The sequence below is a fragment of the Psychrobacter sp. genome, assembly GCF_049295055.1.
Classification (GTDB): domain Bacteria; phylum Pseudomonadota; class Gammaproteobacteria; order Pseudomonadales; family Moraxellaceae; genus Psychrobacter.
Map to the genome: position 1 here is coordinate 157,609 of NZ_JBAQQF010000053.1, position 12,707 is coordinate 170,315.

Here is a 12,707-nt window from a genome sequence, read left to right on the forward strand (position 1 = left end):
AGGATTGAAGCAATGATTGAAGCAACTGACTTTAAAAATGCCATGGCGTTATTAACGACTGCTGTCCATGTAATCACCACAGAAGGTAACTCTGGTGCTCATGGGTTTACGGCATCTGCGGTGTGCAGCGTAACCGATACACCGCCAACCTTGCTGGTTTGTATGAATCATTCGTCTCGCTCACACGCCCATTTTGTTGACAATAAAATTTTAAGTGTCAATGTATTAGGCGCACAGCATGAACAACTATCCAATGCCTTTGCCTCCAAACTGGGTTCAAAAGAGCGATTTAAACAGGGTTCTTGGACGCAATTAGCAACAGGTGCGCCTGTTTTAGACGATGCGTTGGTCAGTTTTGATTGTGAGATTGAGGACATTCAGCAAGTTGGCACCCATAGTATTTTTATGTGCCGCGTTGTCGCCATCAAGCATTCCGAACAGCAGGGCGGGGCTGATGAAAGTTTGGTTTATTTTAATCGTTCTTATCATCAAGTGGGTCAAGTAGAAAACATTTAAGCTGACTTTCTGATATTGATTCTCTAATTATTATTTAACTTAATCATCTAACTATGGTCATCTCAATATAAAAAAGATACAGTGAAACTGGAATGAATTTTTCTTTAGCCTCTGTCTGCTTAGGCATAGCAAGCTAGAAAAATTTATATCAGTTTTACGTTGTCAGATAACGTATCTATTTTATTTATTATCGACTATAAAACTATCATTTAACTTAGAAGTAATTATCCCGTGGAATTAATCATTTTCTTAATAATAGGGGCGCTAGCAGGATTTGCTGCAGGTCTTTTTGGCGTGGGCGGTGGCACGATTATCGTGCCATTACTATTTATCGTTTTTACCCAAATGGGTTACAGCCCTGACAATATCATGCATTTAGCGTTAGGTACTTCTCTCGCGACCATTATCGTCACCTCTATCAGCTCGTTAATGGCACATAATAAAAAGGGCGCTGTGATGTGGCCTGTCTTTAAAAATCTGACACCAGGCTTAGTCATTGGTTGCTTTTTAGGGGCAGGGATTGCAGGACAGATATCTGGGCTGTATCTTCAGCTTATCGTTGGGGTATTTTTACTTTGGGTCGCTTATAAGATGTTTATGGGTGGCAAAAAACCAGTTGCTAGTAATACTAATAACACTGCTAGTGATAATACGGTACTGCCGTCAAAACCTAAGCAATTAGCGGCAGGCGGCGTTATCGGTATCGCTTCTGCCATTTTTGGCATCGGCGGTGGCAGTTTAACCGTACCGTACCTCACGCGTTATGGGGTGGTCATGCAAAAGGCAGTTGGAACGTCAGCAGCGTGTGGCTTGCCTATTGCCATTGCCGGTGCGTTAGGTTTTATGATTTTTGGGATGCAGCAGGAAGTTAATGTGCCCAATACCATTGGTTTCGTGCATATTTATGCATTTTTAGGTATTAGCAGTATGAGCTTTTTCACTGCTAAGTTAGGCGCGAAAGTCGCTCATATATTATCGCCAGAACTATTGAAAAAATGCTTTGCCGTGTTATTAACCGTTGTAGGGTTTTATTTTCTTTATAAAGGTATATTTTAAGTATTCATACTTATGTCTCTAAAATACGAAGCTCGCTAGCTGAATCGTCCAAAATTATAGTGTGAAGCACACTATCACGATTTAAATAACCCAAATCCTCGATATAAATACCCCGCAGCTGGATGTTTAAGTCCTAACTAGGTTAACCAATCTGTTTAATCAGCGCATGACATAAGCTGATTAAACAACATAGCTTTTTGGGCAATTCTTGAGGCCTCTATGTTGAATATATCGGCTAGAACCAAATACAATCACTACTCCAGCGTATTTTTTGCCTTAAACGGTTCTGAGAATTGCAGTATTAGAAAATTGACCACCGACAAAATTATCGCTATCTCATAGCGCCCATAAGCCACTGAAATACCAATAGCAGCGGTATTCCATAGACTCGCTGCCGTCGCCGTACCCTTTACCGTATTATCGCCTTTAAAAATAGCACCACCACCGATGAAACCCATACCCGTAATAATCGCGTACATGATTCTCGCTTCAGGCTCTGAGCCGTGATAAATATCTACAGCGACGAGCATGAAAGCGCACGATGCAATACTTACTAAAGGAAAGGTTCTGAGTCCTGCACCCTTATCTTTCATCTCACGATTTAACGCAATCGGTAGCGACAATATGAAGGCAATGCCTAGTTGAATAAAATGGTATCCCAGCAGTTTTAAGCTTAAATCGAATTCAAACATCGCTCATCGCACTCTTTAAAAGTTAGTTTTAGGTGTAAAGAAACTGATAATACCTAAAAATAAAGATTTTGATAGTTAGGAGTTTGTATCATTGGTAGCGACAGACTGAAGTTGTTTATAATGTTTTATAAATTGGATGAAAGGACACGAAAAATATTATAAGTACTGAGCATAAAGCCGACAAGGCATAAAGCATTCGAGATCAGCATCGTTAGTTAGTGCATGTGAGCTACTGTATGGGAACGAACATAGAATGATTTCAGAGTAGCTAAATCAAGATGCAACTTACTAAGTAGCAGCCTGACACAAACTAACACTTCAAAGCCCTGAGCAGAGCCAGTATCATAGCAACATTGAATGACCCCTAAATTATTTGTTGATCATAACAAAAGGAAAATACAGTGTCGCAGGCTCAACCAACTATCGAACAAATACCCGAACTTGGAAAAGAACAAAATACGGCGTTAAGAAACCTCACTATCATGGGCTACCTAGAAGGTACTTCATTCTTATTGTTGCTCTGCATCGCCATGCCACTAAAATATATGATGGGCATCTCAGAAGGTGTGAAATACATCGGCATGGCACACGGTATATTGTTCATTGCTTATATCCTGATACTTATAGTTGCAGCCATCAAAATAAAAATGCCTCTCTGGGCTATACCCACAGGCGTACTCGGATCGTTCTTACCATTTGGCCCGTTTATATTCGACCATTTTTTAAAAAAGAGCTTAAAGAAAGTCGTGAAGAAAGCAGCTTAAAATAAGTATTGCTGTAAGGGTGTCTTATATAGTTGATTCTGTTTAAAAACGATACAGTGCTACGGCTATTAATTTTTTTTAGCCTCTGTCACGCTTGCGAACAGCAAGCAAGAAAAATTTATAGCAGTAGCAGTAGCAGTAGCAGTAGCATGTTCAGACAGATGACCCTTTTTTTATTTGAACGCCTGTACATGTCGAATTGGCGCTGCTCTTTTGATAATAAAAACTACTTAAATATTACTGACCATAGTATCAAGAGATAAAATCGCCGCCAGTTCCTCATCACTTATCAGCTTCTCTTGCTTGACCAATTCGGCAACATCTAAGCCACTGAGTATTGATGACCACATCGAATCCCGTTTAAATTAATTTAGTATTACTAAAATCCTCCAACGTAGCGAGTTTTGTAAACTCAGTAAGTTAGATGGATACTTCTATCTAAACTGTAAGTGTCACCACATTGCCTACATTACAATAACAATGTGTACTTATTATCCTCTTTAACAACTATCAAATTTCCCATGTGGATTGGTTTTTTAGGTATGACAACTATCCTGCCATAGGGAGTTAAGAAGTATATCAATAGTGGATGTGATTGAGCAGATTCGAAATCAATAATAAATGATCTAAGAAAATCATGTACTATGTGGGGTTTTAATTTTTAGGCTTGTAAGCCCATTAAATAATCCGCGTTAAAGTGAGTTTTTAGCTTAGCAGATACAAGCAGATAACGAGATTGGCTCGCATTGATTAGCAAACACCATTGTTAATTAGTATTTATAAGATGACTCAGTATTCTTCAGACAATAACATATTTAGAGGACTACTTATTTGAATGCTATTTACACAAGAACATTTTATACAAGAAATTTGATATAAGGCACACCGCTATGGAACAAAGACAAGACACGATGGAAGAAGCACAAAATACTGTAGAACACAGGCCTGTATTTATGCCTAGAGTGAACAGTGACAATCTGGTGAAAACGGATATGGTCAGGTTTGAGCGTCATGTGGGATTTGCAAGTAGACAAAAGAAAAAATCTATCCATGATCTGCATCAAGTTATTCGCAAGAAATACGGCTTTAGTAATGTTTTAGAGCTATCTAGTAAATCTGGCAATAAACTAAGCTTTCCGCTGAGTCCCTTGAGCCTAAAGATTACTAATGAGCAAGACGGGCAGCAGTATAGTGTCGAAAACGCCTTTCAAAGCAGTATGATTTTTGAGAATGGTGGTCCCTATAGCGACTTGCTGACAGTCCAACCAAGACAGGCCAAAAAAGACGAGCGCTTAATAACTTCAGGTGAATTAATTAGCTATGATTATTTTGGTATAGAGTGGAGCGTAGAGCCGCTAACTGCGTTTTATGACTGGCTGTATGTGAATGCCCTAAAGCAAAATCCGCAGCTGCATGAAGAGGTGATGCAATATCAAGCCTTTACTGATATTACATTTAATCCCAAAAAGTCCATTCATTGTGCGGCATATGCGCTGGCGATGTTTGTAGCGCTCAATAAACGAGAGCTGCTCGATAATGTTGAAGACCCAGCGGTGTTTTTTAACTTATATCAGGATTTTAAAGTGAGTAATACTGAGCATCTCTTGGAAGAGGGTTGGCTCTAATAGCTAAACTACTATTGTTCTGTTAATAAAAAAGCCAGCTACACAAGGTATCTGGCTCATTGAGATATAAGGTAAGACGAGGAGAGGTGATATAGTTAAACCTAACGTCCACCTAATAAACTTATCGCTTAAGCGTTATTCTTTTTCTCGTAGGCTTCAAATGCTTCTTTGCTTTTAGGGTCAGGACAATTTATAACCTCAATACCTTGCTGTCCAAAGTCTTTTTTCAAGCTTTCATATAGAGGTGCTGTACCCCAGCTGTAAGCATCGCCCAGTTCGTCATCTGCTGCAAACACCACACGCGATATTTTAACTTGTAGCATGGCTGCCATGCACATGCCACAAGGCTTACCACTTGCATACATGGTAATATCCGAGTCACGTGGCAGATTAAGGGTTTCTCCAGACTGACGAATGGCTTGCATTTCTGCATGTGCCGTAGGATCTTGATTGATATAAGCCTCATTGACGGCTTCGGTAATTACTTCTTGACCTTTTGTCAGGACTGCGCCAAAAGGTTCACCGCCTTTTTCTACGTTTGCAATCGCAAGATCAATAGACCTTTTTATCATTCTTTTATCAAAATCAGTTAATTGAGCATTCATTGTTTATTCCTTTATCAATGAGTGTTATTTTTATTTAAAACTTTAACCAAAGTAATCAGTACAGTTGCTACGATATGAGCGTGCTAAATACGCTATAAACAGCGCTTTTATAAGGAAAATAAGCGTTAGTGCTTCCTACTTCCGAAACAGAGTATCGCCATCTCTATGAGGGTTGTCAAGGCAACCGAGTAATGCTGTCAAATCCGTAGATATTAAAACTTAGGACGTTTTAATCAGGCAGCCTGACGGTAAAAATAAAATGACATCGGTCTTGGTGTTTTAGCTAGAAGCTTGTCTTCACACAGGATTAACAACATCGTAAAAGGGTTATATCATTGTCTTAGCTTATGTCATCAATTAAGAAGATTGCTTTAGTACAAAGTATGCTTAATCTATACTTAGGTGGCTGAATGGAAATATTACGAAGCTATATAGCCTAAGCAAAGCAGTATAAAAGGAAATATAAAAAGCAATAAACAGGAGTAAGTATGAAAAGCGTAATGTTCATAGGCTATGGATCTATGGCGAGAAAAGTACATGAGATGCTACCTAAAAACATTGTCCTATCGATAGTATTAGTCAGCCACAGAAGCGCAGAGAGCATAAAGGCTGAGATAGGCGAGTCTATAGAGGTGATTACCTCGGTAGACGACTTAGTAAAAATGCCTGATTTAGCGATTGAAATGTCCGGTCAGAATGGACTCAAAGAACATGCTATTAAAATATTAGAAAAGAGCATCCCACTTGGGATTATTTCTGTCGGTGCCTTTACTGATGAGAAGTTTGCTGTATCGCTCGCTGATACTGCGGAAGAGCATAATGTGAAAATCCATATTTTAGCAGGGGCAGTTGCTGGGATTGATGGTATAAACGCTGCGAGTTTGGCAGGGCTTAGTAAGGTGATTTATCAAGGTAGAAAGCATCCATCGAGCTGGAAAGGCAGTTATGCTGATCAGCTTATTGACTATGATAGTTTAGCGGAACCTACCGTATTCTTTACTGGTACCGCTAGAGAAGCTGCTGCTTTATTCCCTGACAATTCAAACGTTGCTGCCACTATTGCGCTGGCAGGGGTTGGCCTCGATGACACTATGGTAGAGTTAATCGCTGATTCAACGCTTGAGCACAACATTCATCATATAATGGCTGCAGGGGTATTCGGTAAGCTTGAGATTATTATGACCGGATTACCATTAGCCGAAAACCCTAAAACTTCAAGCTTAGCCGCCTTTAGTGCTTTGCGTTTGTGCTGTCAGATAGATCAGGTTACACAAATATAAATCATAGTTAAAACCACTATAGAAAAGCCGTGTTTGTATATTAATTATAATAACCTTCTATATGATTCTGGATACATTTCTAAGTTTTTGCCCATCTCTGCTAAAATGGGCACTGAATTTCCTATATAATGTCAGCCATCTCGTTGTTGATAATTCATTCAATTTAGGCTTTTTTCTTAGCAAAAAAGGCCTTTTTTAGGTAAAAACGGTGCTTTATGTTTAACACTTCCTCGACTCGTTTAAATAAGTACATCAGCGAAAGCGGTATTTGCTCTCGACGCGACGCTGACCGCTTTATTGAACAAGGCAATGTGTATCTCAACGGTAAGCGTGCTGCGGTGGGTGCGCAAGTGGTTGCTGGAGATACGGTGAAGGTCAACGGGCAGCTCATTGAGCCGAAAGAAGCGGATGACTTTATTTTCATTGTATTAAATAAGCCAGTCGGTATTGTGAGCACCACGGAAAGCTCCGAAAAAAACAACATTGTTGATTTTGTCAGACATAGCGTACGTATTTTCCCGATTGGGCGTTTGGATAAAGATTCCCAAGGTTTAATCTTTTTGACCAGTAATGGCGATTTGGTTAATAAGGTGTTACGTGCTGGTAATAACCACGAGAAAGATTATGTGGTGACGGTGAATAAGCCAATAACGGATGATTTCATCCAGGGTTTGGCTGGTGGCGTACCTATGTTAGGGAAGATGACGAAAAAATGCCCGGTTACTAAGGTGTCGGCTAACGTGTTTAACATCACGCTAGTACAAGGTTTGAACCGTCAAATTCGTCGTATGTGTGAGCATTTTGGCTATGAAGTCGTGAAGCTTGAGCGTACGCGGATTATGAATGTGAATCTTAAGGGTATTCCCGTTGGAGACTGGCGAGATTTAACGGAAAAAGAGATGTCTGTTTTACTTAAATCTATAGAAGATTCTTCCTCGGAATCTAGCGCTCCAGCTAAGAAATCTCGTAATACGCCTCGAAAAAAACTTCGTACTGATGATTCGTCAAAAGCAAAAACGTCTTCAAAACCAGCGGGCGCAGCAAAGGGCAATGCTAAACATCCCAAGGATGGTGCGAGAAAACCAACGGGTTCTAAAGGTAAAGATTGGCGTCCTTTTAGTGATGGCAAGAAATCCGGCGGCAAGGGTAAACCTGCTGCCAATGGCAAGCGCCCCTCTAAAGGTCGAGGTTCTTCGCGGTAGTGGTCTTTGCGACCATAAATTGAGGTGTGGTAGTTAACTAATTAGGACACATGATAATAGATGCTGTACACAAATCCAGACAAGTTAAGCTGTGTGGATTTTTTGACGGTTAACACTCATTTATTTTCTTTATCTGTTCGCCACAAAGTATGCTCACATATTGCGCATAACCAACTGTCTTTTGCACGTATATGAAGAATATTTGCGGGTACTTCAGTCGCACAAACATAACCGCGGTGCCCACACATAACATCATCTAATCAGGCATAGCACTGAGTGATCGTCTCAAATAGGGTCTTCTACTAAATTAAAAACTCGAGTAGCTTGATGTGGTTCATATTACAGGTTTTTTACATATTACCGAAAGTTTGATTATCAGCATAGTCTGGTAAGGCAACAAGACTGCTAATAGCAACCAATAACCATACATGATTCGATTTCATTACTTAAGCTATTAATAATTAAAAATATTAATGAAGTATTAAAGCTCAAACGTACAAGTGATGTCGTTATATTCAGCATTTAAAGCTCTTATGTTCGTAAGTGCATTGCTATAGTCAGGGTTAAAAAATTCATCAAAGCTTTTGGCAATCCCAACATCACTTGAGGTGCCCGCATTCGCTTGGTCTGTGATAGCATAGATATAAAGCGGTTGATGTCCTGTCTTTTGCCATTTGTAAAAGCGTTGCGAGAATAAATCATCTTCCTCTGTATCGCAGTTTGATTTTACTGGTGTGAGCTCATTTGCTCTAAAGAGATCTTCAGTCTTATATACAGCGCTACCTGTCTCATCTTCCATCACACCCTGACCTGAACCAATGGTTATTAGTACCGGTTTCGCCTTAGTACCATATATTGCCATACCACCATGTTCGTCTAAACCACCCCATATAGAGTAGCTTGGATCTTCAGGTAAGTACTCATTTTTAGTGGGCGTTTTAGGGTCCCATTTTTGTACATCAGGTGTGCTTGCTAATGTATCCCAACTCCACTCTGCATTTGGCTTAAGCGCAAGCGAGTCAGTAATGCTAGCAAATCTAGGTGGGTTTTCTTCAACGACAACCTCTGCATCTTCTGCTGATTTCTCGGTTTCAACTGCATCCGTTGAAGCAGTCACGACAGGTTCTGTGGTAACTGCCTCTTTAGCAGTGGGTTCTGGCTTAGTCTCCTCTACGGCCGCTTTGTCAGAACAACCAGATAAAGCAATAAAGCCCATAAAAACAGCAGCTGAAAATAGACGATTTGATAGCACTATATAATTCCTTTAAAAGTGTAAAAGCAGTTAATAACTATTCATGAATAGCAAAACGCATTTATTGTGGGCAGGCTACTTTTTTATCTGACTTATTAATACAAACCGTTTGCTCATTGATAGTCGCAACTTCTGCTACACCATCTTCGAATATGAAATAGTTGGCACCCATATAATTGACGCTATACCGTTCAACATTGCTATCAGCATATTTAAAAGGAATAATGGTTTTGTTCACGCCATTGATAAAGCCCCACTTATTACCTTTTAAAACACCAGCAACGCCCTCACGAAAAGGGCGTATTTCATCATAAGCAAAAGGTATAGCGACTTTACCTGTCTTAGTGATATAGCCCCATTTACCTGCTTTCCCCATACCAGCCAGTCCTTCAGAGAACCCGTAAACGCCGCCAAAGTGGCCATTCGTACTATCATACTGCGGAGCAATAATTTCTTTACCATCCTTGTCAATAAAGCCCCATTTACCTGCTTTTGACATCACAGGTGCTGTACCTTCGCTAAAGGGTTCAATAGAAAGATACTTATTAGTCAAAGGCATAATGACTTTGTTAGAAGTATCGATAATGCCTAATTTTCCACCTTTGGCAACTATGATACGACCTTGCGATGGAGATTCAGCCCATCTCTCATCGTATTTGCTATCAGGATCTCCTAGGCTGTCATAGACCATTGGTACAACCAGTTTACCTTGAGTGTTCATATAGCCGATTTTGCCATTTTTCATCACTGCAAAGACACCGTTTTCAATACCATAGTAGTCTACATTTTCATAACCTTTTAAACTTAGTAGTGCCTTTCCTTGCTTGTCCAATAGGGTTTGCACGCTATAGTCAGCGTTGTGTCCAACAAAATATTTATCATCTGCTGTGCAAGATACTTCAGCGTATTTTGTTTTTGGTGGCTTGCAATTATCTACATAAGCTTGGGCAGATAATGTAAAAGAGCAAAGGCTAAGTGCAGCAGCGAGAGAAAGCAAACGGCTAGGGGATAAAATCATAATTTGTATTCCTTGTTATTGAATGAAGGTGTTTTTTCGAACTCGATTTGTATTCGAAATTATATCGATTAATTTAGCGTTAAAATATTGATCCGACGAACGGTAGTTACTGGTTCAGCCTTTAAAATAAGATACTTCACAGGCATAAAGTAAGATATAAAACCTTTTTTATTTTTACTATCTTGCCACTCTAACTTTGAGAAATGACGTTATGGGTGTAGACCGCTCTCATACCTGACTATGGATCTATCAGAACAAATCAGAGTAGTTTGCATAGTTTTTTCGCTTAAGCTCTTTACCATTTTTATCAATCGTAATCGCCGTAATTTGACCGTCCTCACCGTCTTGGTAGACAACCATAGTACCGTTTTCAAAATAGCCACCAATGACATCGGGTGAATCTCCACCTGGCTCAAGAAAAGCATGATCATATTGTGGTTCTATAACGACTTTGCCTGATATATCAACGAATCCCCACTTAGCGTTGTCATAGTCACCTTTAGCGACCGCAGCTCGCCCTTCAGAGAAGTCCATTGCCTGATCCCAAATGGGCGCAATTATTTCTTTGCCTTTGGCATTAATAAAGCCATTTTTTTCTGAGTTTGCCGGTGTGAAGCTTGCTAAACCATCTTTGAATTCCCCTAAATGGCTGTATTTAAAATCAAGAACCGTTTTACCAGAACGATCAATTGCGCCGTATTTGTAGTCTTTTGATACTGTTGCTAGAGCGTTAGAAAAATCTGAGGCACTTTCATATTTAAAAGGAATAACTGTGTTTCCTTTTTTATCCATATACCCCCATTGGTCTTTATTTAGAACAGCGATTAAACCTTCATTGAAATCTCTTGCATCCAGCATCCAGCCATAATCTGCTTCGATATTTACTGGTATCACAAGCTCGCCTGAGTTGTTAACGTATCCAATGTAATAGCCTCCGTCAGAATCAGACTTTAGATTCTTTTTGAGCAGATAAGCCATGCCATCATGGAACGCACCGCAAAAATCATACTCTGCTTTTACGATCACTTCTCCTTCAGTATTCTTAAAGCCGCATACTTCTGAGTACTCACCACTAGTCACAGTATATTCAACCAGTTTAGAATCAGTCTTTACGGTTGGTGACTCATCTGACTCTGGTGCCACTTCTGTATTCGGCTTTGTATTTAATTCTGTCTCGATTTTGTTTGATTCAACGCTCATATTATCGGTAGTATTTACGGTGTCTGGAACAGACTCGTTTTTACTACAACCACTAAGGGCAAAGCTTGTCATCACTGACAAAACAATAATTTTCCTTCCTAACATCCTAATTGTCCTTTTTATACTCTTATATTGTTTGCTGAAGATTTAGCGCTAATTTGACGTCAAATTTTAGTAGTAAGTGTCTTTTTGAATTTAATAGTGCTGCTGAACGATTACTTAAATAAAGAAACCATTGTGATACATGACGTATATCCAATTTAATAATATGGTTATATTCTAGCAACAATTAACTTGGTTTCATATACAAACATTAGTTTAATTCAAAGTGAATTTGATAAAGGAAATAAAGGCTATTTTATTTAGGTTTAAGAGGCCAATAGGTGGAATAATTATTCAAGATATAAACATCAACCTAAGTACTATTTATCAGTACAACAATTTAAAGTAGATGACCCTAGCTTCCGCGAAAAATAATTTTGAATGTATGCATTTTATTTAGATAAAATCAAACCTAGAGAATAATTTTATAGGTTGCTCGTTATACTAGCCTGTATGATAAATATATAGGCTTAGCATTATGAATATTTCTTCAAATAACCATGTAGCCCAAAATATGCTTCCTATAGCACAAGCCTGTGCAATCACCTTCCAAGGTAATGCCAGTAATAACCTGCAACAAGACGCTTTTTTCTTTTTAGATAATTGGTATCAAGAAGACTTAGGCGTGATGGCAGTGACATCAGTCGAGCTTCCTTTTTGTTTAGCAGTCTCTGACGGTGTTGCCAGCTCTAATTATTCACAGCATTGTTCAAAGGCGATAGTAAAAACGATTAGTCGGCTGTGGGACAATAAGAAAAAGCTAACCTCAGAGGGTATTCATCAGCTGATTAATAGAGCTAAGCATTCATCCAGGCGTCATGGCGCGGCAGCAACTCTCGCAATGATTGTTGGAGAGCTAAATAGTGATGGAACTATAAATGCGACGATAACGCATGTAGGCGACAGTCGTGTTTACTGGCTGCCTAAAGGAGACTCACAATGGCAGTGCCTGACACGCGATCATAACTTGTTAAATGAACTCATTGACCAGCAGGCAGAGGAGCAAGGTCGCCAAGCAGAGTTTGCAGACTATAACCGAGAAGGGATGGCGGGGAGCTTATATAGCATTACTGAATGCTTTGCCTTGACCACTGATGACAGCTATACAAGCAGTGAAGCACCAGAGAGCATCTCTCGAACAATTGAGATTAATAGTGGTGATTATATCTTGGTTTGTACGGATGGTATTCATGACTTAGTACCAAGTCATGACTGGCAAACTGTCAGTGCGGAGACAGATTTACAGGGATGGCTAATCACTCTTAAAAACCAGGTTTATGATTCAGAGGGCGATGCCTATGATAATGGGACAGCGATTTTGGTTCGTTTTGATTGAATATTTATTTTAATAATGAAGCTATAAACTTACCATTGAACGATTTAACTGAGAAACCC

At 39.5% G+C, this 12,707-nt stretch carries 12 protein-coding genes; 7 read left to right on the forward strand and 5 right to left on the reverse strand.

The features are described from left to right. Nucleotides 1-12: 12 nt before the first annotated feature. The gene (locus WAZ74_RS08400) at nucleotides 13-516 is read left to right on the forward strand and encodes a flavin reductase (protein WP_422307769.1); all 504 of its coding nucleotides are present in this window, start codon (nucleotides 13-15) and stop codon (nucleotides 514-516) included. Nucleotides 517-747: 231 nt separating this feature from the next. Further along, nucleotides 748-1,572 carry a sulfite exporter TauE/SafE family protein gene (locus WAZ74_RS08405; RefSeq protein WP_422307771.1) on the forward strand — a complete coding sequence of 275 codons (825 nt, stop codon included), beginning with the start codon at nucleotides 748-750 and terminating at the stop codon, nucleotides 1,570-1,572. Between the two features lie 254 nt (nucleotides 1,573-1,826). Here the strand turns inward: WAZ74_RS08405 and WAZ74_RS08410 are convergent, their stop codons facing one another. Continuing rightward, complete coding sequence (locus WAZ74_RS08410) at nucleotides 1,827-2,264, reverse strand: MgtC/SapB family protein (protein WP_422307773.1); 438 nt, start codon at nucleotides 2,262-2,264, stop codon at nucleotides 1,827-1,829. Between the two features lie 401 nt (nucleotides 2,265-2,665). Between WAZ74_RS08410 and WAZ74_RS08415 the strand changes: the two genes are divergently transcribed. Both WAZ74_RS08415 and WAZ74_RS08420 read left to right on the forward strand, forming a co-directional pair. Next, nucleotides 2,666-3,028 (forward strand): DUF3817 domain-containing protein, encoded by a 363-nt coding sequence (locus WAZ74_RS08415; RefSeq protein ID WP_422307775.1) that lies wholly within the window; start codon nucleotides 2,666-2,668, stop codon nucleotides 3,026-3,028. 911 nt (nucleotides 3,029-3,939) lie between these two features. Next, nucleotides 3,940-4,653, forward strand: coding sequence for a DarT1-associated NADAR antitoxin family protein (locus tag WAZ74_RS08420; protein ID WP_422307820.1), 714 nt, complete (start codon nucleotides 3,940-3,942; stop codon nucleotides 4,651-4,653). A gap of 128 nt (nucleotides 4,654-4,781) precedes the next feature. On the opposite strand, the gene WAZ74_RS08425 is transcribed toward WAZ74_RS08420, so the two are convergent. Continuing rightward, nucleotides 4,782-5,258, reverse strand: coding sequence for a nucleoside deaminase (locus WAZ74_RS08425; protein ID WP_422307777.1), 477 nt, complete (start codon nucleotides 5,256-5,258; stop codon nucleotides 4,782-4,784). A 488-nt stretch (nucleotides 5,259-5,746) separates the two neighbouring features. Here WAZ74_RS08425 and WAZ74_RS08430 point away from each other — a divergent pair, with 488 nt between their 5' ends. Both WAZ74_RS08430 and rluF read left to right on the forward strand, forming a co-directional pair. Beyond that, nucleotides 5,747-6,538, forward strand: a complete 792-nt coding sequence (locus WAZ74_RS08430; RefSeq protein ID WP_422307779.1) for an aspartate dehydrogenase — start codon at nucleotides 5,747-5,749, stop codon at nucleotides 6,536-6,538. Between the two features lie 215 nt (nucleotides 6,539-6,753). Beyond that, nucleotides 6,754-7,740 carry a 23S rRNA pseudouridine(2604) synthase RluF gene (rluF, locus tag WAZ74_RS08435; RefSeq protein WP_422307781.1) on the forward strand — a complete coding sequence of 329 codons (987 nt, stop codon included), beginning with the start codon at nucleotides 6,754-6,756 and terminating at the stop codon, nucleotides 7,738-7,740. 481 nt (nucleotides 7,741-8,221) lie between these two features. Here rluF and WAZ74_RS08440 read toward each other — a convergent pair whose 3' ends face one another. The 3 genes from WAZ74_RS08440 to WAZ74_RS08450 all read right to left on the reverse strand — a co-directional run bounded on the left by WAZ74_RS08440 (nucleotide 8,222) and on the right by WAZ74_RS08450 (nucleotide 11,315). Further along, nucleotides 8,222-8,992, reverse strand: a complete 771-nt coding sequence (locus WAZ74_RS08440; protein WP_422307783.1) for a hypothetical protein — start codon at nucleotides 8,990-8,992, stop codon at nucleotides 8,222-8,224. Nucleotides 8,993-9,053: 61 nt separating this feature from the next. Then, nucleotides 9,054-10,010 carry a WG repeat-containing protein gene (locus tag WAZ74_RS08445; protein WP_422307784.1) on the reverse strand — a complete coding sequence of 319 codons (957 nt, stop codon included), beginning with the start codon at nucleotides 10,008-10,010 and terminating at the stop codon, nucleotides 9,054-9,056. Nucleotides 10,011-10,259: 249 nt separating this feature from the next. Then, nucleotides 10,260-11,315, reverse strand: coding sequence for a WG repeat-containing protein (locus tag WAZ74_RS08450; RefSeq protein ID WP_422307786.1), 1,056 nt, complete (start codon nucleotides 11,313-11,315; stop codon nucleotides 10,260-10,262). A gap of 475 nt (nucleotides 11,316-11,790) precedes the next feature. Between WAZ74_RS08450 and WAZ74_RS08455 the strand changes: the two genes are divergently transcribed. Then, nucleotides 11,791-12,648 carry a PP2C family protein-serine/threonine phosphatase gene (locus WAZ74_RS08455; protein ID WP_422307788.1) on the forward strand — a complete coding sequence of 286 codons (858 nt, stop codon included), beginning with the start codon at nucleotides 11,791-11,793 and terminating at the stop codon, nucleotides 12,646-12,648. Nucleotides 12,649-12,707 lie beyond the last annotated feature (59 nt).

Bases quoted from the DNA above. Each gene is read 5' to 3' on its own strand.
- WAZ74_RS08400 (WP_422307769.1), top strand. From the start codon at position 13: ATGATTGAAGCAACTGACTTTAAAAATGCCATGGCGTTATTAACGACT.
- WAZ74_RS08410 (WP_422307773.1), bottom strand. From the start codon at position 2,264: ATGTTTGAATTCGATTTAAGCTTAAAACTGCTGGGATACCATTTTATT.
- WAZ74_RS08420 (WP_422307820.1), top strand. From the start codon at position 3,940: ATGGAAGAAGCACAAAATACTGTAGAACACAGGCCTGTATTTATGCCT.
- WAZ74_RS08425 (WP_422307777.1), bottom strand. From the start codon at position 5,258: ATGAATGCTCAATTAACTGATTTTGATAAAAGAATGATAAAAAGGTCT.
- WAZ74_RS08430 (WP_422307779.1), top strand. From the start codon at position 5,747: ATGAAAAGCGTAATGTTCATAGGCTATGGATCTATGGCGAGAAAAGTA.
- rluF (WP_422307781.1), top strand. From the start codon at position 6,754: ATGTTTAACACTTCCTCGACTCGTTTAAATAAGTACATCAGCGAAAGC.
- WAZ74_RS08445 (WP_422307784.1), bottom strand. From the start codon at position 10,010: ATGATTTTATCCCCTAGCCGTTTGCTTTCTCTCGCTGCTGCACTTAGC.
- WAZ74_RS08450 (WP_422307786.1), bottom strand. From the start codon at position 11,315: ATGTTAGGAAGGAAAATTATTGTTTTGTCAGTGATGACAAGCTTTGCC.
- WAZ74_RS08455 (WP_422307788.1), top strand. From the start codon at position 11,791: ATGAATATTTCTTCAAATAACCATGTAGCCCAAAATATGCTTCCTATA.